The organism is Sphingomonas sp. PP-F2F-G114-C0414 (assembly GCF_003688595.1).
Taxonomy (GTDB): Bacteria; Pseudomonadota; Alphaproteobacteria; order Sphingomonadales; family Sphingomonadaceae; genus Sphingomonas.
Genome location: NZ_RCWT01000011.1, coordinates 350,908 through 373,508, shown reverse-complemented (window position 1 = coordinate 373,508; position 22,601 = coordinate 350,908). Strand labels below are relative to the sequence as shown.

Here is a 22,601-nt window from a genome sequence, read left to right as displayed (position 1 = left end):
CGCTGTCCTACACGCGCCCGCCCTGTCACCATCCCCGCATGGCGCTCCGAACCCCCTCGAAACCGGCACGCCCGAAACGTGAAGTGCACATCCCCGCCAAAACGCTCCCAGCGTCTGCACTTCCTATACTTCACTCACCGGCACCCCAGCCCCTACAGGCCATTTCGCTTCCGTTTCGGCCCCCGAATGCCTATATACTCGGCATGGCATCCAACCCCGAAACCAACAATCCCAACCTCCCGAACATGGGCGACTATGGCGCGGACTCGATCAAGGTCCTGAAGGGCCTCGACGCGGTCCGCAAACGCCCCGGCATGTACATCGGCGACACCGACGACGGTTCCGGCCTCCACCACATGGTGTTCGAGGTCAGCGACAACGCGATCGACGAGGCGCTGGCGGGGCATTGCGACCGGATCGACATCGTCCTGAACGCCGACGGATCGGTCTCCGTCACCGACAACGGCCGCGGCATCCCGACCGGCATCCACACCGAGGAGGGCGTGTCCGCAGCCGAGGTCATCATGACCCAGCTCCACGCCGGCGGTAAGTTCGAGAACACTTCGGACGAGAACGCGTACAAGGTCTCGGGCGGCCTGCACGGAGTCGGCGTATCGGTCGTCAACGCGCTCAGCGAATGGCTCGACCTGACGATCTGGCGCAACGGCGAGGAGCATTACATGCGCTTCGCGTTCGGCGACGCGGTCGCGCCGTTGAAGGTCGTCGGCCCCGCAACCGAAGGCCAGAAGGGCACGCGCGTCACCTTCTTCCCGTCGCCCGCCACCTTCAAGATCACCGATTTCGACTTCGACAAGCTCGAACATCGCTACCGTGAGCTCGCCTTCCTCAACTCGGGCGTCCGCCTGTTCCTGAGCGATGCGCGCAGCGAAGAGCGCAAGACCGTCGAGCTCTATTACGAAGGCGGGATCGCCGCATTCGTGAAGTATCTTGATCGCGCCAAGCTCCCCCTGATGCCCGAGCCCGTCGCGATCAGCGGCACGCGCGACGACGTCACGATGGACGTCGCGCTGCAGTGGAACGACTCGTATTACGAGAACGTCCTCGCCTTCACGAACAACATTCCGCAGCGAGACGGCGGTACGCACATGGCCGCGTTCCGCGCCGCGCTGACCCGCACGCTCAACAACTATGCCGAGAAATCGGGCATGTTGAAGAAGGAAAAGGTCCAGCTCACCGGCGAGGACATGCGCGAAGGCCTGACCGCGATCGTCTCGGTCAAGCTGCCCGATCCCAAGTTCAGCAGCCAGACCAAGGACAAGCTCGTCTCGTCCGAAGTCCGCCAGCCACTCGAAAGCCTGATGGCCGACAAGATGGCCGAATGGCTCGAAGAGAATCCCGCGCACGGCAAGGCGATCGTCGCCAAAATCATCGACGCCGCCGCCGCGCGCGAAGCCGCCAAGCGCGCGCGCGAACTGACGCGTCGCAAGGGCGTGATGGACATCGCCTCGCTGCCCGGCAAGCTGGCCGATTGCCAGGAGCGCGATCCCGCCAAGTCCGAGCTGTTCCTGGTCGAGGGTGACTCGGCAGGCGGCTCGGCAAAGCAGGGCCGCGATCGCCATTTCCAGGCGATCCTCCCGTTGCGCGGCAAGATCCTCAACACCGAGCGCGCGCGCGAGGATCGCATGCTGTCGAGCCGCGAGATCGGCACGCTCATCACCGCGATGGGCACCGGCATCCGCGACGACTTCAACGCGGACAAGCTGCGCTACCACAAGATCGTCATCATGACCGACGCAGACGTCGACGGCGCGCACATCCGCACGCTGCTGCTGACGCTGTTCTACCGTCACATGCCCAAGATCATCGAAGGCGGGTATCTCTACATCGCCCAGCCGCCGCTCTACAAAGCGACCAAGGGCCGGTCCGAGGTGTATCTCAAGGACGACGCGGCGCTCGACGAGTATCTGGTCGATGCGGGCGTCAATACGATGGTGCTCGACGGCCCCGGCGGCGGTCGTTCGGGGCGCGACCTGAAGGATCTGGTCGATCACGCGCGCCGGATGCGGACGCTGATGCGCTATGTTCCGAAGCGCTACGACGCCGGGATGATCGAGGCACTCGCGCTCGGCGGCGTGTTCGATCCGGAAGCGTCGGTCGAGGATCGCACCTCGCGTCTGGAGATCGTCACGCGTCGGCTCGAACTCGACGACGGCGATGCACGCTGGACTGCGGTGCTGACCGAAGACGGCGGCATCCACTTCCAGCGAGCATGGCGCGGCGTGACCGACCACCACATCATCGAAGCGAGCTTCCTGGTGTCGGCCGAGGCGCGCAAGCTGCACGCGCTGTCGGGCGAGCATGCCGAGAGCTACGCCCACACCTCGAATCTCGTCCCTGCGAGCAAGGCCTCGCACGCCGAGGAGCCCGAGGCCGAAGAGGGCGCGGAAACCGGTGCCGGGGTGATCGGTTCGGCCACCGTCGTCGCGGCGCGCGGCTCGACACAGGTCTCGCGTCCGAGCCATCTGCTCGACGCGATCCTGACCGCGGGACGGAAAGGTCTCGCAATCCAGCGCTACAAGGGCTTGGGCGAGATGAACGCGGAACAGCTCTGGGAAACCACGCTCGACCCGTCGGTCCGCTCGATGCTCCGCGTCACCGCGGTCAACGCCGAGAGCGCGAACGAGATCTTCACACAGCTGATGGGCGAAGTCGTGGAACCCCGCCGCGAATTCATCCAGGACAACGCGCTCAACGTCGCCAACCTCGACGTCTGAGCCCCGAGCCTTAGTCCGAGAACGGAACATCGAGGGTCCACTGCGCTTGAACGCCATCTATCAATGGAGTGATACGCATGGCCGAAGACCGGTTGGACATCGATTTGAAGACCCTCAAGGACAATAGCGACCTGCGTCAGGTCGAGTTCGAGGGCGAAGTCAGCGAAGAACGCTATCAGTTCGCGGTGCAGTATGATGTGCTCGAAGCTTTGAGCACGGTGGCGCCGGAGAGTGATGCGGTGGCGATCTTCCGGCAGCATCTCGACGAGATCGCCGATCTCGGCGTCGTCGCACTGGCCCGCGATCCCGACCAGGAGATCGTCGTGATCAGCGAGAACGATCTGGACTGACGGTTGGCTGAGGCGCGGCCTTGCGGGCGTGCCGGCCTCGCCAGAAGCGGATCGCGGCGATCACCAGCGCCGCGACCGCAACCAGGATCGCCACCCCGACCAGCTTCTGCTTCGGCATGACCTTGTCGACCAGCTGGATCAGACCATCACCGAATACATAGCCGATTCCGGTGAACAGGACGCCCCAAACCAGCGCCGAGATTGCGTTCAGAACGACGAAGGTGCGCGCGGGGATGTGCGACGTGCCGATTGCGATCGGGCTGATCGTCCGCAGCCCGTACAGGAATCGGAAGCCGAGGATGAACACCGTCGGATGCCGGTCGAGCGTGTCAAGCGCCTTGGCGAAGGCGGGTTTCTCGGCGATCCGGCGGACCCGCTTGGTATCGCGGTAATGGCGCCCGGCGAAGAAGAAGAGCTGGTCCGCAAAGAACGACCCGGTCACCGCCGCCACCGCGCTGCCGACCAGCGGCAGCAGATGCTGGTGCGCGAGCAGCCCGCCGGTGACGACGCTGGTCTCGCCCTCGAACGCCGCACCGAGGAAGATCGCGGCCAGGCCGTACTGCGAAATGAAGCTTTCGATCGACATCCAAGGGCCTTGCCGGACCGCACGGGGTTTGACCAGCCGTGGTTACTTGCCCAGATAGTCCATCTTGCCGATCGGCACGCCGCGCATCCGCAACAGCGCGTAGGCCGTTGTAATGTGGAAATAGAAATTGGGCAGCACGAAGCCGAGCACGTAGCTTCGGCCGGTGAAATCGACGCTGCCACCCGACGTGACGAGCGTGACCGGGGCGTCCTCCTTGCCGTCTATCGCTGTGCGGGGAACGGTGTCGAGAAACGCGAGCGTCGCGGCGATGCGCTGCTGGAGTGCGGCGAAGCTGGCCTCATCATCTGCCATCGCGAGATTGGGGATCCCGCCGATCCGCACCATAGCGCCCTTGGCGGTGTCGCTCGCGCGCTGCACCTGCGCGGTCAGCGGCGCCATGTCCGCGACCAGACGGGTGTCGAGCATGTCCGCCTCGGCAATGCCATGGTCGCGGGCGTATTTCTCGCCAGCGGTCAGGATCGTGGAGAGGCTGGCAAAGCCGCGGCGAAAGGCGGGGACCGTGAGGTCGTAGAGGCTGGTCATGCGGTCAGGCTAGGCGCGCTATTCAGGCGGGTCGAGCAGGAACGCGGCCAGTGCGCTCCACGCGGGTTGCTTGGCCGCGACGCCGACTGTGTGGAGCGGACTGCTCGACGGAAGCGCGACGATCTCCGCGCCGATAAAGTCCCGGCCTAACAGCATCATACCCTGCTTCAGCGCGGTGCCGCCGTTGAACGCGATCGCACGGAGATCGGGGAGGGTGGCGACGAGGCTGGCGATGTCGTTGCCCTCGATATCGGCGATCGCCGCATCGGTGCTGCCAGCGCGGCGGGCCGATCCGATCACGTCCCACAGCGCGACTCGGTGCGCGCGCAAGGTGGCGAGACGATCGTCATAGTCTAGCGCGGCGAGGTCGCGACCGACGACGGGCGACATCAGTTGCCAGAACTGGTTCTGCGGATGCGCATAATAACGCTGCGCGGCGAGCGAGCGGTCGCCGGGGAGACTGCCGAGGACGAGCAGGCGCGCGTCGCGGGCGGCGATCGGGGGGAAAGAGTGCTTGAGGGGCATGGGGTGGACTTACCCTGGCGTCATGCATTGGCCGAGGGCGAACTTCGCAGCCTAAAGGTTCACCACCCCGGCGAAGGCCGGGGTCCAGGTGGGTGACGTTGCCAACTGCCCACTTCGCTCGGTTATTGCCACCTTTCCAACTGGGCCCCGGCCTTCGCCGGGGTGGTGCGCTGGATCGGCGACGGGATCCTCCGCTCACGCTTAAGACAGACGATTCGCCCGCCACCAAACCCCGGTGATTGCGCGCGCTCCCGCAAGCGTCCTATCACACGCGCATGAAGATCATGCTCTCCGCCAGCCTCGCCGTGCTCGCCTTTGCGAGTGCCCCTGCCGCCGCCCGGCAACTCACCATCGACGACGTGACGATGCTCAGCCGCGTCGGTGCGCCGACCGCGTCGCAGGACGGGCATTGGCTCGTCTGGGCGCAGCGCGAGACCGATCTCGCGGCGGACAAGGGACGCTACGATCTCTGGCGGCTCGACTTGAGCAAGCCGGGCGCGAATCCGGTGAAGCTGCTGGCCGATCCGCAGGTCAACGAAAACAACCCGCAGATCGTCGGCAACACCGTGTATTTCACGTCCGACAAGGGCGGCGAAGATGCGGTCTGGTCGGTGCCCGTCACTGGCGGCACGTCGCGGCGCATCACCAGCTTCAAGGGTGGGTTCAGCGGGTTCAAGGTCGCGCCGACGGGCGACAGGCTGCTCGTCTGGGCGGATCGCAAGCCCGGCGCGCCGAGCCTCGAGCCAGCGATGGTGAAGAAGGATCCTAACGCGGGCGCCGGGCGGACGTACGACCAGCTGTTCGTGCGGCATTGGGATACGTGGGCGGACGGCACGCGCTCGCAGCTGTTCGTGTTGCCGCTGACCGCCGCAGGTGCGACCGGAAACGGCGTTCCACTGGTAGGCGCGCTGGTCGGCGATGCGCCATCGAAGCCGTTCGGCGGCGGCGAGGAAGTGTCGTGGAGCCCGGACGGCCGCACTGTCTATTTTGCGCTGCGCGAAGCCGGCCGGATCGAGGCGCTGTCGACCAATCTCGACATCTTCTCGGTGCCCGCGGACGGCTCGGCGGCACCGGTCAACCTGACCGCGACGAACACGGCGACCGACAACCTCCCGACCGTGTCGCCCGATGGCCGCACGCTTGCATACTTCGCGATGCGCCGGCCGGGGTTCGAGGCGGATCGCCAGGTACTGACGCTACGCGACATCGCCAGCGGCAAGACGGTGTCGCTGACCGAGCGCTGGGACCGGTCGGTTGGCTCGATCGCGTGGGCGCCGGACTCGAAGTCGCTCTACGTGACGGCGGACGACACGCAGGAGACGCCACTATTCCGTGTCGATGCGACCAGCGGCGCGGTCACGCGGCTGACGCAGGAAGGTCACGTCAGCGCGGTCGCGATCACGCCGCGGGGGCCTGTGGTGGCGATCGACAGCCTCACCGCACCCGCCGATTTCTACCGCGTCGCGGGCACCGCTGCGCCGCAGCGCCTGACGCAGGTCAACGCGACGAGGCTCGCCGGGATTGATATGCCGACGGTCACGCGGTTCAACTTCAAGGGCGCGAACGCGGACACCGTCTGGGGCTATGCGGTGAAGCCGTACGGCTCCACGGGGAAGGTCCCGGTTGCCTACATGGTCCACGGCGGCCCGCAGGGATCGAGCAACAACAGCTGGTCGTATCGCTGGAATCCCGCGGTGTTCGCGGGCGCGGGCTACGGCCTGGTCGCGGTCGATTTTCATGGGTCGACCGGCTACGGACAGGGCTTCACCGACGCGATCAGCAACAACTGGGGCGGCTGGCCGCTCGAGGATTTGAAGAAGGGGCTGGCTGCCGCGACCGACAAGTTCGCGTGGCTCGATGCCGACAATGCGTGTGCGCTCGGTGCGTCGTATGGCGGCTACATGATGAACTGGATCGAGGGGCAGTGGCCCGATCGCTTCAAGTGCATCGTCCAGCATGACGGCGTGTTCGATGCGCGCGCGATGGCATACGAGACCGAAGAACTCTGGTTCGACGAATGGGAGCATGGCGGGAAGGCCTATTACGAGGACCCGCAGGCGTTCGAGAAATGGAACCCGGTCAATTACGTGGCCAAGTGGAAGACGCCGATGCTGGTGATCACCGGCGAGAAGGACTTCCGCATTCCGTACACGCAGGGGCTGGCGACGTTCACCGCGTTGCAGCGGCGCGGGATTCCGTCGCGGTTGCTGGTGAACCCGGGTGAGAACCACTGGGTGCTGAAACCGAAGAACTCGCGGCAATGGTATGGGGAAGTGCTGGGCTGGATGGGGAAGTGGACGGCTAAGTAGGGGCTGCCTCTTTCCCTCCCGATACCGCCACCCCGGCGGATGAGCACCACCCCGGCGAAGGCCGGGGCCCAATTGGAGAGGTCGCAGTAACGAGGGGCTATCCGCCGTTACTTCTGTTCCCCAATTGGGCCCCGGCCTTCGCCGGGGTGGTTGCGCGAGGTGAAGGTTTTCTCTGGCTTACCGTGTTTCCCCGCGAAGGCGGGGACCCAGACTGGGCTCCCGCCTTCGCGGGAGAACAAGGAAGGGCGGGGAACGCCTGTTGGTCAGTGTGCCTTCGGCTTCTTCACCGCATGGAGCCCCAGCGCGATCGCGCCGCCAAGGATCAGACCGACGATCCCCGAGAAGAACGCATTCATCACCCAATTCACCGCGCCCTTGGCGAACGGCACCGCATGCGAGGCGGCTTCCGCAGTGTCATGGATCCAGTGCGGCAGCGTGGTAAACCCGAACTCTTCGATCCCGTGAACGATGATCTGCCCACCGACCCAGACCATCGCCGCGGTGCCGATCACCGACAGTGCCGACATGACAAGGGGCATGCCCTTCACCAGCCCACGCCCGATCGCCTGCACGACCGTGCTGCTACGCTGCGCCAGATGCAGCCCGATATCGTCCATCTTCACGATCAGCGCGACCACGCCGTAGACGCCGATGGTGATGACGATCCCGACCAGCGCGAGCACGATCGCCTGCTCCCAGATCGGCTTGGTCGCGACATCCGACAGCGCGATTACCATGATCTCGGCGGACAGGATGAAGTCGGTGCGGATCGCGCCCGAGACCTTCTGTGCCTCTAGCGTCGCGGCATCGACCGGCTCGGCGACGACCTCTTCGGCATGACCGCCGCCGAACGCCTCGAGGATCTTCTCCGCGCCTTCGAAGCATAGATAGGTGCCGCCGATCATCAGCAACGGCGTCAGCAACCACGGCGCGAACGCACTCAACGCCAGCGCGGCGGGCAGGATGAAGACCAGCTTGTTGCGGAACGACCCCAGCGCGATCTTGCCGATCATCGGCAGTTCGCGCTTGGGCTCGAACCCGACCATGTAGCGCGGCGTCACGGCGGCATCGTCGACCACCACGCCGATCGCCTTGCTGCCCGCCTTGCCGGTGGTCGCGGCGATATCGTCGAGGCTGGCGGCGGCGAGCTTCGTGATCCCGGCAATGTCGTCGAGCAGTGCGACCAATCCTGTCGGCATCGATGGTGTCCTTCGCGTAAGTATCGGCGCTCGGTAACGTGACAGGATTGTCATGCAACGGCTTTCACGCTTGCGGTAGTGCGTGGCGGGCGGAATGGTTGCAGCCACCGCGACCCAAGCGACAGGACCGATCATGAACGACGACTTCATCACGAACCTGCCCAAGGCGGAACTGCACCTCCATATCGAGGGGAGCCTGGAGCCGGAACTCATGTTCGCGCTGGCCGAGCGCAACAAGGTCGCGATCCCGTTCAAGAGCGTCGAGGACATCCGCGCGGCGTACAGCTTCACCAATCTCCAGACCTTCCTCGACATCTATTACGCGGGCGCAGCAGTGCTCCAGACCGAGGAGGATTTCCGCGATCTGGCAGTCGCCTATTTCGACCGCGTCGCGCAGGACGGTGTCGTCCACGCCGAGATCTTCTTCGACCCGCAGACGCATACGCATCGCGGCATCCCGTTCGACGTCGTCGCGCGCGGTCTGTTCGCGGGGATCGACGAAGCGCAGGCGAAGCACGGCATGTCGGTCGGGCTGATCATGAGCTTCCTGCGGCATCTTGACGAGGAGGACGCGTTCAAGACGTTCGCGCAGGCCGAGCCGTGGCTCGACCAGTTCATCGGCGTCGGGCTCGATTCGTCGGAGGTCGGCCATCCGCCCTCGAAGTTCGCGCGCGTGTTTGCGGCGTCGGCGGATGCCGGGCTGATGCTGTGCGCGCACGCCGGCGAGGAGGGTCCGCCCGCATACATCCACGAGGCGCTCGATATCCTGCAAGTCGACCGGATCGACCACGGCAACCGCGCGCTGGAGGACCCGGCACTCGTCGCCCGATTGGCGCGCGATGCGATGACGCTGACCGTGTGTCCGCTGTCGAACGTAGCCTTGCGCAACGTCGACAAGCTGGAGAACCATCCGATCGACCGGATGCTCGATCTCGGCCTGCGCGCGACGATCCATTCGGACGATCCGGCGTATTTCGGTGGCTATATCGGCGAGAATTTCCGCCAGACGGCGCGCGCGAAGACCTTGTCTCGCGAGCAGGTCGTGACGCTCGCGCGCAACAGCTTCCTCGGCAGTTTCCTCGACGACGAGGCGCTCAGCGGCCACCTCGCGACGCTCGACGCCTATGTGAAGGCGCATCCGTGATCGGGCGGTTCCTGGCGGTCTTCGAGCCGTTCATCCTGATGCTGCTCGGCACCGTCGTGCTGGCGAGCCTGCTGCCGGCCCGCGGCGAGATGGCGACGATCGTCGGTTACGCCGCCGATATCGGCATCGTCCTGCTGTTCTTCCTGCACGGCGCGAAGCTGTCGCGCGATGCGATCTGGGCGGGCCTGCGCAACTGGAAGCTGCATCTGGCGGTGCTCGCCATCACCTTCGTCGCGTTCCCGCTGTTCGGACTCGGGCTGACCGCGTTGCCGTTCGTGACCGGGCCGCTTGCCGCCGGGGTGTTGTTCCTGACCTTGCTCCCCTCGACCGTGCAGTCGTCGATCGCCTTCACCGCGATTGCGCGCGGCAATGTCGCGGCGGCTGTGTGCAGCGCGTCGTTCTCGAACCTGCTCGGCATCCTCGTGACGCCGGCGCTGGTCGCGCTGCTGATGAACACTTCGGGCAGCGGCGGAATCTCGATCGAGAGTATCGAGGCGATCGTGTTGCAACTGCTGGTGCCGTTCGTCGCAGGACATCTCTTGCGGCCCTGGATCGGTGCGTGGGTGACGCGCAACAAGGGCCTGCTGACGGTGGTCGATCGCGGGTCGATCCTGCTGGTCGTCTACAGCGCGTTCGGTGCCGCGGTGGTGGAAGGCCTCTGGACCAAATTGTCGATCGGCGACCTGATCCTGATCGGACTGCTGTGCGCCGCGCTGCTCGCCTTCGTCCTTGCGCTTACCTTCGCGGTGGCGCGCGTGATGAAGCTGCCCCGCGAGGATGCGATCGTGCTGCAATTCTGCGGCTCGAAGAAGAGCCTCGCGTCGGGCGTGCCGATGGCGGGCGTGTTGTTCCCGCCCGCGCAGGTCGGCGTGATCCTGCTGCCGGTCATGCTGTTCCACCAGTTGCAGCTGATCGCCTGCGCGGTGATCGCGCGGCGCTATGCCGAGTCCGCGCCGCCGTCCTGATCCTGATCAATAGGCCCATTGCGAGGGTATTTGCTTTGTTCCGCAATGACCGCCACAGCGGTTTTGCTGACTAGGGGGCCTTGGCCGATGACTGCGCAGAACGATGTAGACGCTACTGCGCTCGATCAGGCGCAGACCCAGGACAGCGGGCTGGACCTGACCGCGTGCGACCGCGAGCCGATCCACATTCCGGGGTCGATCCAGCCGCACGGCCTGTTGCTGGTCGCCGATCCGACCTCGCTGACGATCGTCGCGGGGGCGGGCGATATCGAAGGGCGGCTGGTGGCAGAGTGGCTCGGTGCCGATCTTGCGCAGGTGTTGGCGCAGGCCGTGCCGGCGGACGACGTGGGGCCGGGGGGGATGGTCGGCGATCCGGTGATGGGATCGACCGAACGCTTCGAGGTGACGATCCACCGCAGTGGCGACTATCTGCTGGCCGAACTCGAGCCGGTCGAGGCCGCGCCGATGACCGCGACGCAGATGCTCGGTCGGCTCAACCCGATGATCACGATGTTCGAGCGCGCGACCGATCTGAGCACGCTGTGCGACCGCGCCGCGATCGCGTTCCGCCAGCTCACCGGGTTCGACCGGGTGATGATCTATCGCTTCCTCGACGACGACGCCGGCCGCGTCGTGGCGGAGGACAAGGCCGTCGGCCTCGGCACCTTCCTCAACCATCATTTCCCCGCGTCGGACATTCCGAAACAGGCGCGCGCGCTATACGTCCGTAACCGGACGCGGACGATCCCGACGATCGACTATGCGCCCGCCGTGCTGCGTCCCGCCGGATTCGATACGCTCGATCTGAGCGACGTGACGGTACGCAGCGTGTCGCCGATCCACCTGCGCTATCTCGCCAACATGGAGGTTGCGGCGTCGGCGTCGATCTCGATCGTCAAGGACGGGCTGCTCTGGGGCCTGATCGCCTGCCACAACGCCACGCCGCGCGGCCTGAGCCCCGACGTCCGCGCCGCATCGGCGACGCTGGCCAGCGGGCTCGCACGCCAGATCCGCGCGAAGGAAGAGGCCGAGGTATACCGCGAGCGGCTGCGGCTGCGCGGCGCCGAGGACGCGGTGGTCGCCAAGCTCGCGACCGAACCGGCGCCGCGCAGTATCGTCGTCACGTTGCGCGACGACCTGCGGCGGATGCTCGACGCCGATGGGTTCGCGTTCGTGCAGGGGACGATCGTCGACACCGACGGCGTCTGCCCCGCGCATGACGAAATCCGCGATCTCGTCGCCTGGGTCTGCGCGCGCAGCGGGATCGAACCGCTGGCGACGCACGAGCTCCCCTCGCTGCTGCCGCGTGCGGACGCCTATCGCGCCTGCGCCAGTGGGGTGCTGGCGATGCCGTTGATCGACGATGGTGCGATGCTGTTCTGGTTCCGCGCCGAACAGGCCGAGGAGGTCGAATGGGCGGGCAATCCGCACAAGGCGGTGTCGCTCGATCCGACAGCCGTGCTGACCCCGCGCACCTCGTTCCAGTCCTGGACTCAGGTCGTGTCGGGCCGGTCGCGCCGCTGGACGCTGGAGGAGATCGAGGCCGCGCACCGCCTGCGTCGCGCGTTCCACGACGCGCACATCAACCAGCGGCTCCGCCTGCTCAACGCCGATCTCCAGCGTACGCTCGCCGACAAGGACGTGCTGATCGCGCAGAAGGACGTCCTGATGAAGGAGGTCAACCACCGCGTCCAGAACAGCCTTCAACTGGTCGCCGCGTTCCTCGCGCTGCAGGCGAAGGCGTCCGACGATGCCAAGGTAAAGGAGCATCTCGCCGAGGCGCAGGCGCGGCTTTCCGCGGTCGCGCTGGTGCATCGCCGGCTCTACCGCGACGATCAGGTCGAGTCGGTCGATCTCTCGCGCTATCTGGAGGAGCTGGCGGGCGACATGAAGACTTCGCTCGGCGCGGACTGGGCGGCGCAGATCCGGCTCGATCTCGCACCGATCCTGGTGCCGACCGACCGGGCGGTGAATATCGGGCTGGTCCTCACCGAACTCGTCATCAACGCCAGCAAATATGCCTATGGCGGGCAGCCCGGGCCGATCCTGATCGCGCTCGAACAGCATCGCAACCGCCTCCGCCTGATCGTCGCCGACGATGGATCGGGCAAGGTCGGGACTCGCGAGGGCTTCGGCAGCCGGATGATGAACGCGATCGTCGCCGGGCTGTCCGGGACGATCGAGCATGACGACAACATGCCCGGGCTGCGCGTGATCATGACCGCGCCGATCGTCGATACCGTCTGATCGGGCGGGTTGGCGGCGAACGCACGCTTGGGCACGGCTGATATTTGCTCGGGCACCCGCGGGTTGAAGCGTTATGCTGCACCTGCGAAATAAGCCGGATGATCGATACCGACCAAACCGTTGCCGACTCCGCCGCTCCTCAGGTCAACGCGCGGCTCGCACTGCTTGCGCTCGCGGTAGGCGGGTTCGCGATCGGGACCACCGAGTTCGCGGCGATGAGCCTGTTGCCGCAGTTCGCCCGCGGGCTCGGGATCGACGAGCCGACCGCGGGGCACGTCATCAGCGCTTATGCGCTCGGCGTGGTGGTCGGTGCGCCGACGATCGCGGTGCTGGCGGCGAAGATCGAGCGGCGGGTGCTGCTGATCGGGTTGATGACCTTCCTCGGCATCGCCAACGGCCTGTCTGCGCTGGCGCCGACCTATCACACGATGCTGTTGGCCCGGTTCCTGAGCGGACTGCCGCATGGCGCGTATTTCGGGGTCGGATCGCTCGTCGCGGCGTCGATGGTGCCGCGCGAGAAGCGATCGCGCGCGGTGTCGCGGATGATGCTCGGGCTAACGATCGCGACGATCGCAGGCGTGCCGCTTGCCAATGGCATCGGGCAGTGGTTCGGCTGGTGCTGGGGCTTCGGGATCGTCGCGATCATCGCGGCGGCGACGGTCGCGATGCTGCTGAAGTTCGCGCCGGTCCTCCGGCCTGCGAAGGATGCGAGCCCGCTCGGCGAATTGGCCGCGCTGCGCAACGGACAGGTGTGGCTGACCCTGGCGATCGGCGCGGTCGGGTTCGGCGGGATCTTCTGCGTCTACACCTATCTCGCCTCGACGCTGACCGAGGTGACCGGCGTGTCATCCGCATTCACGCCCGTTGCGTTTGCGCTGTTCGGGGTCGGGATGACGATCGGCACGCTGGTGTGTGCGAAGGCGGCGGACGTGGCGCTGATGCCGGCGGCGGGGATCACGTTGTTGTTCGGGGCAGGGGCGCTCGCGCTCTACGCACCGGCGACGCCGCATCTTTGGGCGATGCTGCCGGTGGTGGTGTTGATCGGGTGCGGTGGCGGGCTGTCGACGATTCTGCAGACGCGGCTGATGGATGTTGCGGAGGAGGCGCAGACCTTGGCTGCGGCGCTCAATCATTCTGCGTTCAATACCGCCAACGCGCTTGGGCCCTGGCTAGGCGGGCTGGCGATTGCTGGCGGGTATGGGCTGCCGTCGACCGGCTGGGTCGGGACCGCGCTCGCGCTTGGCGGGTTTGTGATCTGGGCGGTGTCCTGGGGACTGGATCGCCGGCGGGTTTGAATGATGTTCCGCCGAGTACTGTTCTCCCGCGAAGGCGGGAGTCCAGGGTTACAGGCGGTGGCGCTGGTGACTTCTGGACCCCCGCCTTCGCGGGGGAACGCTTCATGTGGGGCGCCCGGGTTATCCCAACCACTACCACCCCGGCGAAGGCCGGGGCCCAATTGAGGGACGGTGCTAACTAGCGGCAGCGCTCCGTTACAATTGGGCCCGGCCTTCGCCGGGGTGGTGCTCTTCAGTTCGTGTGATGTTCGTGGGGGCGGAGAGGGGCTGAGCGGTAAGTCCGCCAGGCCCTCACGATCACCGCGCGATGTCGCGCTTGGCGAGCTGCTTGTTCAGCCCCAGTGCGATCAGCGTGAACACCGCACCCGAGAACAGGTACGCGCCGCTAGCCGCGAGCCCCAGCTTGCTCGTCAGCAGAAGCGCTGCCAGCGGAGCGAACCCGGCACCGAACAGCCACGCCAGATCGGTCGTCAGCGCCGAGCCGGTATAACGATGCTGCGGCGACAGGCTCGAGGCGATCGCGCCCGAGGACTGGCCGAACGACAGGCCGAACAGCAGGAAGCCGATGCCCATGAACAGCCGCTCGCCGACGTCGCCGCCATCGAGCAGCGACGGTGCGGCGATCGCGAACAGCGCGATCAGCACCGCGATCGTTCCCAGCATCGTGCGACGCCCGAACCGGTCCGCGAGCAGCCCGGATACCAGCATCGCGCCGATCCCGATCACCGCGCCGATCACCTCGACCACCAGGAAGCGCGCCGGCGCCTCGCGCGTGAACAGCACGACCCACGACAGCGGGAACACCGTCACCATGTGGAACAGCGCGAAGCTGGCGAGCGGCACGAACGAGCCGAGCCAGATCGCCTTCCACTGCGACTGTACGGTCTCGATGACCGGCGCAGGCTCCAGCTCGCGCTTGGCGTACATTTCTTCGAACTCTGGCGTCACCACCAAGCGAAGGCGCGCGAACAGCGCGACGACGTTGATCGCGAACGCCACGAAGAACGGATAGCGCCAGCCCCAGGCGAAGAAATCCTCGGTCGGCAGCGCGGCCACGAAGAACGCGAACAGGCCGCTCGCGACCAACAGGCCGATCGGCGCGCCGAGCTGCGGCAGCATCGCGTACCAGCCGCGATGCTTTTCCGGCGAGTTCAGCGACAGTAGCGAAGCGAGACCGTCCCATGCGCCGCCAAGCGCGATGCCCTGGCCGATACGGAGCAGCGCGAGGATCGCGACCGACCAGTTGCCGACCGAATCATAGCTCGGGATGAACCCCATCGCGACGGTCGAGGTGCCGAGCAGGAACAGGGAGATCGTCAGCTTGACGCTACGGCCGTAAGCGCGGTCGACTGCGATGAAGATGATCGAGCCGATCGGGCGGGCGATGAACGCCAGCGCGAACACGGCGAACGAATACAGCGTGCCCTGCAACCGGTCGACATACGGAAAGACCAGGGTCGGGAACACGAGCACCGAGGCGATCGCGTACACGAAGAAGTCGAAGAATTCCGAGGTGCGGCCGATCACCACGCCGATCGCGATCACGCCGGGCGTGACGTGCTCGCCGTCGCTGTGGATACTGCGAGCATCAGCTTCGAAGCTCGTCTCGGGGATCGTGTTTGCACTCATTCTTCAACTCGCTCTTCAGGGCGCGAACCCGATGATACGCTGTTCCGGCGGATACGGGCAGATATATTCCGTCCCAGTCCTCCGCGCCCAATGCGGGCAGGGGTGATCTATGCTAATCTTGGTAACGATAAAGCCATGCCGATGTTGCAGTGCAGCGCCCATTGGACAAATTGTCCACTGTAGCGCGGCGAAAGCGAGGCGTAGGGGGTCCGCATGATCGTTGAGAAAACCGTTTCCCGCGCGAAAAAATGGCTGGCCGTGCTGCCGCTTGCGCTGCTCACCAGCGGCTGCAACTGGGTCGTGATGTCGCCCTCGGGCGATATCGCAGTGCAACAGCGTGATCTCGTGCTGATCGCGACCGGGCTGATGCTGCTGATCATCGTGCCGGTGATCATTTTGACGCTGTTGTTTGCGTTCCGCTACCGCCAGGCGAACACCGAAGCCAAGTACGAGCCCAACTGGGATCACTCGGTCGGGCTCGAGCTGTTGATCTGGGGCATCCCGCTGCTGATCATCATCGCGCTCGGCGCGCTGACCTGGACCAGCACGCATCTGCTCGATCCGTATCGTCCGCTTGGCCGGATCAAGCCCGATGCGCCGACGCTCGCGAACAACGTGCCGGTCGGCAATCTGGTCGACAAGCAGCAGCTAGCGAACGGCGTCGGCAAGCCGCTCGAGGTGCAGGTCGTCGCGCTCGATTGGAAGTGGCTCTTCATCTATCCGGAATACGGCATCGCCACGGTCAACGAACTGGCCGCGCCGGTCGATCGTCCGATTCGTTTCCAGATGACCTCGTCGTCGGTGATGAACGCGTTCTACATCCCTGCGCTTGCCGGCATGATCTACACGATGCCCGGCATGCAGACGACGCTGAACGCGGTGATCAACAAGCCCGGTAACTACGAGGGCTTCTCGTCCAATTATAGCGGCGCGGGCTTCTCGGGGATGCGCTTCCGCTTCCACGGCGTCAGCGACGCGGGTTTCCAGGCCTGGGTCAACCAGGTCAAGCAGCGTGGGGGCGGTCTGAACCGCGCCAGCTATCTCCAGCTGGAGAAGCCGAGCGAGAAGGTCCCGGTCCGCTATTACAATGCGGTCGAGGCGAACATGTTCAAGCTGGTCGTCGAGCAGTGCGTCCAGCCCGGCAAGGTCTGCATGTCGCAGATGATGCACGGCGGCAAAGGCGGGGGGGACTCGCACGCCGGCATGGCGATGCCCGGAGTCAATGGCGGCAAGGGCCCGCAGGACACCGGTCATCCCGAAGGTGCGTTGATGAAGGACGCGAACGAAAAGGGAAGCGGCAACCACTGGACCGCGCCGGCCGACATAAAACAGGACGGCGCCAACAGCGCGCCCGGCTCGCAGTCCAACCGCAATCACACGATGCTGACCCCCTCCACCATGCCGGGCACGCGCCCCGTCGCGAACGGCTAGAGAACCATCATGAACGACACACTGTTGAAGACTATCTTCGGCCGCCTGACTCTGGAGTCGCTGCCGCTGCACGAACCGATCGTCGTCGCCACCTTCGCGATGGTGGCGATCGGCGGGCTCGGGCTCGTCGCCGCGCTGACCTATTTCAAGGTCTGGGGCTATCTCTGGAACGAGTGGTTCACGAGCGTGGATCACAAGAAGATCGGGATCATGTACATGATCCTCGCGATCGTCATGCTGCTGCGCGGGTTCTCCGACGCGATCATGATGCGTGCGCAGCAGGCGATGGCGTTCAACGGGTCCGAAGGATACCTGACCGCGCATCACTACGATCAGGTCTTCACCGCGCACGGCGTGATCATGATCTTCTTCGTGGCGATGCCGATGGTCACGGGACTGATGAACTATGTCGTCCCGCTCCAGATCGGTGCGCGCGACGTATCGTTCCCGTTCCTCAACAATTTCAGCTTCTGGATGACCACGGCCGGTGCCGTGATCGTCATGATGTCGCTGTTCATCGGTGAGTTCGCACGGACCGGTTGGCTCGCAATGCCGCCCCTCTCGGGACTGGCGTATTCGCCCGACGTCGGTGTCGATTACTATATCTGGGCGTTGCAGATCGCGGGCATCGGGACGCTGTTGTCCGGCGTCAATCTGGTCGCGACCATCGTCAAGATGCGCGCGCCCGGCATGACCATGATGAAGATGCCGATCTTCACCTGGACGTCGCTCTGCACCAACATCCTGATCGTCGCCGCCTTCCCGGTCCTGACCGCGGTTCTCGCGATGCTGTCGCTCGACCGCTACATCGGCACCGCGTTCTTCACGAACGACTCGGGCGGCAACCCGATGATGTACGTCAACCTGATCTGGATCTGGGGTCACCCCGAGGTCTACATCCTGGTCCTGCCGGCGTTCGGCATTTTCTCGGAAGTCACCTCGACCTTCTCGGGCAAGCGCCTCTTCGGCTACAGTTCGATGGTCTATGCGACGCTCGTCATCACGATCCTCGCCTATCTCGTCTGGCTGCATCACTTCTTCACGATGGGCTCCGGCGCGAGCGTGAACTCGTTCTTCGGCATCACCACGATGATCATCTCGATCCCGACCGGGGCCAAGATCTTCAACTGGCTGTTCACGATGTACAAGGGCCGGATCCGGTTCGAACTGCCGATGATGTGGACGATCGCCTTCATGGTGACGTTCACGATCGGCGGCATGACCGGCGTGCTTCTCGCCGTGCCACCCGCCGACTTCGTGTTGCACAACTCGCTGTTCCTGGTCGCGCATTTCCATAACGTGATCATCGGCGGCACGCTGTTCGGCATGTTCGCCGGCATCAACTACTGGTTCCCGAAGGCGTTCGGCTTCAAGCTGGACAAGAAGTGGGGCACGGTATCGTTCTGGTGCTGGGTGGTCGGCTTCTACTTCGCGTTCATGCCGCTCTACGTGCTCGGCCTGATGGGCGTGACCCGCCGGATGCGCTATTTCGACGATCCGAACCTGCAGATCTGGTTCGTCATCGCCGCCTTCGGTGCAGCCCTGATCGCCGCCGGCATCGGTGCGTTCCTGCTCCAGATCTTCGTCAGCATCCGCAACCGCGAGGCGCTGGCCGATCACAGCGGCGATCCCTGGGGTGGCCGTACGCTGGAGTGGGCGACCTCGTCGCCGCCGCCGGAGTACAACTTCGCGTTCACGCCGATCGTCCACGATCTGGACGCCTGGTATGACATGAAGGATCGCAAGCACGAGCGGCCTGTGACCGGCTTCAAGTCGATCCACATGCCAAGCGGCACCGGCACGGGCGTCGTGCTGGCCGGTCTCAGCGTGGCGTTCGGGTTCGCGATGATCTGGTATATCTGGTGGCTCGCAGGGCTGGCACTCGCCGGCATCTTCGGCACCACGATTTTCCACACGTTCAACTACAAGCGCGACTTCCACATCCCGGTCGAGGATGTGATCGCCACCGAGAACGCGCGCACCCGCCAGCTCGCGACCCAGGGAGCCTGACGCGATGTCCGCAATACCCATGAAGGATGGCGTGAACGAGACCGAGAAGGTCTCGTTCTACGACATCGACGAGCACGAACATCCGGAAGGCAGCAGCACGATGCTGGGCTTCTGGATGTACCTGATGAGCGACTGCCTCATCTTTGCGGTGCTGTTCGCGGCCTATGCCGTGCTCGGCAACAGCTATGCCGGCGGCCCCAGCCCGAAGGAGATCTTCGAGTTGCCGCTGGTGGCGGTGAACACCGCCATGCTGCTGTTCTCGTCGATCACCTACGGCTTCGCGATGCTGTCGATGGAGGAAGGTCGCCAGCGCGTCATGCAAATGTGGCTGGTCTTCACCGGCCTGTTCGGCCTCGCGTTCCTGTCGATCGAAATGTACGAGTTCGCCAACCTCATCCATGAGGGAGCTGGCCCGACCCGCAGTGCGTTCCTGTCGTCGTTCTTCACGCTCGTCGGCACGCACGGTCTTCACGTCACGATGGGCCTGATCTGGCTCGTCACGCTGATGGTCCAGGTCCAGAAGCACGGCCTGATCGCCGCTAACAAGCGCCGCCTGATGTGCCTCAGCATGTTCTGGCATTTCCTCGACGTCATCTGGATCGGCGTCTTCACCTTCGTCTATCTGATGGGCACCCTGCGATGAGCGACCCCCAAGCACCGGCGAACAATCCGCACGCCGATCACGATCATGACAACGGCGCAGCACACGGCACGCGTGGCAGCTACCTCAAGGGGTTTTTCCTCTCGGTCATCCTGACCGCGATCCCGTTCTGGGCAGTCATGACCGGCGCGTTCAAGGATCCCTCGACCGCCGCGCTCGTCGTGATGGTGTTCGCGGTCGCGCAGATCGTCGTCCACATGATCTACTTCCTGCACATGAGCGGCAAGTCGGAGGGCGGCTGGACCATGATGGCGCTGATCTTCACGATCATCCTCGTCGTCATCACGCTCAGCGGATCGATCTGGGTAATGTACCACATGAACACGAACATGATGCCCATGCAGGCCGCGGCAGACATGTGATGAAGACGCGACCGGGCCCTGCCGTCTATGTCGCAGGCCTGGTCGCGTTGCTGCTGTTCGCCGGGTTCATCGCGCTCGGCATCTGGCAGGTCGAGCGCCGCACCTGGAAGCTCAACCTGATCAAACAGGTCGCGGCGCGTGCACATGCCACGCCCGTCGCTCCGCCCGGACCCGGCTCCTGGAACGGGATCACCGCCACCAGCGATGCCTATCGCCGCATCCGGCTCGACGGCACCCTCGATAATTCGCGCGAGACCCTGGTCCGTGCAGCCACCGCCCTCGGCAGCGGCTATTGGGTCGTCACGCCCTTGCGGACCGCCCAAGGCTTCACCGTCCTCGTCAACCGCGGCTATGTCTCGCCCGAGCAGCGCGTCGCGCATACCAACTCGACCGGCCCGGTCACGATGACCGGCTATCTCCGCATCACCGAGCCCGGCGGCGGCTTCCTGCGCCACAACGATCCCGCCACCGGCAAATGGTATTCGCGCGACGTCGCCGCGATCGCCAAGGCGCGCGGCCTGTCGAACGTCGCCCCCTATTTCGTCGATGCGGACAAGTCCGGCAGCGCCGCCCCGGTCGGTGGCCTGACGATCATCGCCTTCCCCAACAACCACCTCGTCTACATGCTGACCTGGTTCGCGCTCGCCGCGATGACGATCGGTGCGTTCGTCGTGTTCGTCCGCCAGGATGCGCGCAAGCGGCAAGAGGCGGCATGACCTCGGAGGCGGCACGCCAAGGCTGGCAACGCTGGCTCGCGCTCGCCACCGCGCGCACCGACGCGACCGGCAACGCCAACATGCGCCAGCTCGTGACGCTGCGCTGGATCGCGGTCGCCGGCCAGTTCGTCACCATATTGTTCGCGCGCTTCGGCCTCGGCTTCGACCTCCCGCTGGTCCCGATGATGGCCGCACTTGCAGCGGCCGTGGGGCTCAACCTCGCGAGCATGCCGCTGTACGGCTGGCGCAAGGGCGCGAACATCCAGCTGCTGCTTGCGCTGCTGTTCGACGTCGGCCTGCTCACCACGCAGCTCTATCTCGCCGGCGGCGCGACCAACCCGTTCATCTCGCTCTATCTGCTCCACGTCGTGCTAGGCGCCGTGTTGCTCGATCGCTGGTCGAGCTGGGCGATCGTCGCCGTCACCGCCGCCTGTTTCGGCGTGCTCACGCTCTATTACCGCCCGTTGATCCTGCCCCCTGATTACAGCGGCGAGTATTTCCTGCTCTACACGATCGGCTCGCTGCTTTGCTTCATGCTGATCGCGACGCTGCTGATGCTGTTCATGACCCGCATCACCGGAAACTTGCGCGCCCGTGACACGCGCCTTGCCGACCTTCGCCAGCAGGCCGCTGAAGAGGATCACATCGTCCGCATGGGGCTCTTGGCATCCGGCGCCGCGCACGAACTCGGCACGCCGCTCGCATCGATCGCCGTAATTCTCGCCGACTGGCGCCGCATGCCGACGCTCGCGCAGGACGCCGACCTCCAGGCCGAGATCGTCGAGATGCAGTCCGAGGTCCAACGCTGCAAGGCGATCGTCACCGGCATTCTCCTGTCGGCTGGTGAAGCGCGCGGCGAAGCGCCCGAGATCATGCCGCTTCACCAGCTCCTCGACGGAATCGTCGACGAATGGCGCGCGGTGCACCCGTCGGTCGATTTCGACTATACCACCCGAGTCGGCGACGATCCGCAGGTCGTCTCCGACCCCGCATTGAAACAGGTGATCGCCAACGTGCTCGACAACGCCGCCGAAGCCTCGCCGCACTGGGTCGCTTTCCGCGGCGAACGCACCGACGGCGACCTCGCGCTGATCGTCCGCGACCGCGGCCCCGGCTTCAGCGACGAACGCCTCGCCAGTTTCGGCAAACCCTATCAGTCGAGCAAGCGCGAACCCGGCCACGGCCTCGGCCTGTTCCTCGCGGTCAACGTCATGCGCAAGCTTGGCGGCGGCGTGTCGGTCGTAAACTGTGAAGGCGGCGGCGCCGAAGTCACGATCCGCATGCCGCTCTCCGCGATCGCCCTGTCATGACGGACACCGTGACGGACGCCATAACCGCACCGAAACTCCTGGCGATCGTCGAGGACGACGAGACCTTCGCCCGCACGCTCCGCCGCTCGTTCGAACGCCGCGGCTACGAAGTGATGCAGGCGGCCAGCCACGAGGAACTCGTCGAGCAACTCGCCGAGCGCACCCCACGCTACGCGGTCGTCGACCTGAAGCTGGGCGGTGCGTCCGGCCTCGTCTGCGTCCAGACGCTCCACGCACACGATCCCGAGATCCTTGTCGTCGTCCTCACCGGCTTCGCCAGCATCGCCACCGCGGTCGAGGCGATCAAGCTCGGCGCGTCGCATTATCTCGTCAAACCCTCGAACACCGACGACATCGAAGCCGCGTTCGATCGCACCGAGGGCAGTGTCGACACCGAACTGTCCGAGCGCCCGACCTCGATCAAGACGCTCGAATGGGAGCGCATCCACACCACGCTCGCCGAAACCGACTTCAACATATCGGAGACCGCACGCCGCCTCGGCATGCACCGCCGCACGCTTGCGCGAAAGCTCGAGAAACGCCCGGTAAAATAGTCGCAACGCTTCGCCGAAGGCGCGCGTTGT

General features: G+C 65.3%; 19 protein-coding genes. 14 read left to right on the top strand and 5 right to left on the bottom strand.

Translation table 11 applies throughout. The features are described from left to right. Positions 1 to 203: 203 nt before the first annotated feature. Both gyrB and C8J47_RS10780 read left to right on the top strand, forming a co-directional pair. A complete protein-coding gene (gene gyrB, locus C8J47_RS10785; RefSeq protein ID WP_121885657.1) occupies positions 204 to 2,735 on the top strand; it encodes a DNA topoisomerase (ATP-hydrolyzing) subunit B in 2,532 nt (843 codons plus the stop codon). A 77-nt stretch (positions 2,736 to 2,812) separates the two neighbouring features. Continuing rightward, entirely contained in the window at positions 2,813 to 3,085 is a 273-nt protein-coding gene (locus C8J47_RS10780; protein WP_121885656.1) for a DUF1488 family protein, read from the top strand. Here C8J47_RS10780 and C8J47_RS10775 read toward each other — a convergent pair. From C8J47_RS10775 to C8J47_RS10765, 3 genes are read right to left on the bottom strand one after another with little or no spacing between them, the layout of a single operon-like run. Beyond that, entirely contained in the window at positions 3,063 to 3,671 is a 609-nt protein-coding gene (locus C8J47_RS10775; protein WP_121885655.1) for a DedA family protein, read from the bottom strand. The two genes, C8J47_RS10780 and C8J47_RS10775, sit on opposite strands and share 23 nt — an antisense overlap. A gap of 42 nt (positions 3,672 to 3,713) precedes the next feature. After that, positions 3,714 to 4,214, bottom strand: coding sequence for a DUF1993 family protein (locus C8J47_RS10770; RefSeq protein WP_121885654.1), 501 nt, complete (start codon positions 4,212 to 4,214; stop codon positions 3,714 to 3,716). Between the two features lie 18 nt (positions 4,215 to 4,232). Beyond that, on the bottom strand, positions 4,233 to 4,739 hold the full coding sequence (locus C8J47_RS10765; RefSeq protein WP_121885653.1) for a DNA-deoxyinosine glycosylase: 507 nt from the start codon (positions 4,737 to 4,739) through the stop codon (positions 4,233 to 4,235). Positions 4,740 to 5,014: 275 nt separating this feature from the next. Here C8J47_RS10765 and C8J47_RS10760 point away from each other — a divergent pair, with 275 nt between their 5' ends. Next, positions 5,015 to 7,048 carry a S9 family peptidase gene (locus C8J47_RS10760; protein WP_121885863.1) on the top strand — a complete coding sequence of 678 codons (2,034 nt, stop codon included), beginning with the start codon at positions 5,015 to 5,017 and terminating at the stop codon, positions 7,046 to 7,048. Positions 7,049 to 7,311: 263 nt separating this feature from the next. Here C8J47_RS10760 and C8J47_RS10755 read toward each other — a convergent pair whose 3' ends face one another. Next, entirely contained in the window at positions 7,312 to 8,247 is a 936-nt protein-coding gene (locus tag C8J47_RS10755; protein WP_121885652.1) for a DUF808 domain-containing protein, read from the bottom strand. A 133-nt stretch (positions 8,248 to 8,380) separates the two neighbouring features. Here C8J47_RS10755 and C8J47_RS10750 point away from each other — a divergent pair, with 133 nt between their 5' ends. The 4 genes from C8J47_RS10750 (at position 8,381) to C8J47_RS10735 (ending at position 13,898) form a co-directional block, all read left to right on the top strand. Further along, on the top strand, positions 8,381 to 9,391 hold the full coding sequence (locus tag C8J47_RS10750; RefSeq protein ID WP_121885862.1) for an adenosine deaminase: 1,011 nt from the start codon (positions 8,381 to 8,383) through the stop codon (positions 9,389 to 9,391). Then, positions 9,391 to 10,356 (top strand): bile acid:sodium symporter family protein, encoded by a 966-nt coding sequence (locus tag C8J47_RS10745; protein WP_404969277.1) that lies wholly within the window; start codon positions 9,391 to 9,393, stop codon positions 10,354 to 10,356. Before C8J47_RS10750 ends, C8J47_RS10745 begins: the two co-directional genes overlap by 1 nt. 87 nt (positions 10,357 to 10,443) lie before the next feature. Then, positions 10,444 to 12,603: a histidine kinase dimerization/phosphoacceptor domain -containing protein gene (locus C8J47_RS10740; RefSeq protein WP_121885650.1), complete on the top strand. Its 2,160-nt coding sequence runs from the start codon at positions 10,444 to 10,446 to the stop codon at positions 12,601 to 12,603. Between the two features lie 98 nt (positions 12,604 to 12,701). Further along, entirely contained in the window at positions 12,702 to 13,898 is a 1,197-nt protein-coding gene (locus C8J47_RS10735; RefSeq protein WP_121885649.1) for an MFS transporter, read from the top strand. Positions 13,899 to 14,195: 297 nt separating this feature from the next. On the opposite strand, the gene C8J47_RS10730 is transcribed toward C8J47_RS10735, so the two are convergent. Further along, positions 14,196 to 15,527 (bottom strand): MFS transporter, encoded by a 1,332-nt coding sequence (locus C8J47_RS10730; RefSeq protein ID WP_121885648.1) that lies wholly within the window; start codon positions 15,525 to 15,527, stop codon positions 14,196 to 14,198. A gap of 213 nt (positions 15,528 to 15,740) precedes the next feature. Here C8J47_RS10730 and C8J47_RS10725 point away from each other — a divergent pair, with 213 nt between their 5' ends. From C8J47_RS10725 to C8J47_RS10695, 7 genes are read left to right on the top strand one after another with little or no spacing between them, the layout of a single operon-like run. Next, positions 15,741 to 16,958, top strand: a complete 1,218-nt coding sequence (locus tag C8J47_RS10725) for a ubiquinol oxidase subunit II (protein WP_121885647.1) — start codon at positions 15,741 to 15,743, stop codon at positions 16,956 to 16,958. A 9-nt stretch (positions 16,959 to 16,967) separates the two neighbouring features. Beyond that, the gene (gene cyoB, locus C8J47_RS10720) at positions 16,968 to 18,968 is read left to right on the top strand and encodes a cytochrome o ubiquinol oxidase subunit I (RefSeq protein WP_121885646.1); all 2,001 of its coding nucleotides are present in this window, start codon (positions 16,968 to 16,970) and stop codon (positions 18,966 to 18,968) included. 4 nt (positions 18,969 to 18,972) lie between these two features. Next, positions 18,973 to 19,611: a cytochrome o ubiquinol oxidase subunit III gene (cyoC, locus tag C8J47_RS10715; RefSeq protein WP_259467485.1), complete on the top strand. Its 639-nt coding sequence runs from the start codon at positions 18,973 to 18,975 to the stop codon at positions 19,609 to 19,611. Continuing rightward, positions 19,608 to 19,991, top strand: a complete 384-nt coding sequence (gene cyoD, locus C8J47_RS10710) for a cytochrome o ubiquinol oxidase subunit IV (RefSeq protein WP_056063531.1) — start codon at positions 19,608 to 19,610, stop codon at positions 19,989 to 19,991. The genes cyoC and cyoD overlap by 4 nt, the downstream gene beginning before the upstream one ends. Further along, positions 19,991 to 20,707, top strand: a complete 717-nt coding sequence (locus C8J47_RS10705) for an SURF1 family protein (protein ID WP_121885644.1) — start codon at positions 19,991 to 19,993, stop codon at positions 20,705 to 20,707. Before cyoD ends, C8J47_RS10705 begins: the two co-directional genes overlap by 1 nt. Further along, positions 20,704 to 22,017: an ATP-binding protein gene (locus tag C8J47_RS10700; RefSeq protein WP_056063525.1), complete on the top strand. Its 1,314-nt coding sequence runs from the start codon at positions 20,704 to 20,706 to the stop codon at positions 22,015 to 22,017. The genes C8J47_RS10705 and C8J47_RS10700 overlap by 4 nt, the downstream gene beginning before the upstream one ends. A 20-nt stretch (positions 22,018 to 22,037) precedes the next feature. Beyond that, positions 22,038 to 22,571, top strand: a complete 534-nt coding sequence (locus tag C8J47_RS10695; protein WP_121885861.1) for a response regulator transcription factor — start codon at positions 22,038 to 22,040, stop codon at positions 22,569 to 22,571. Positions 22,572 to 22,601 lie beyond the last annotated feature (30 nt).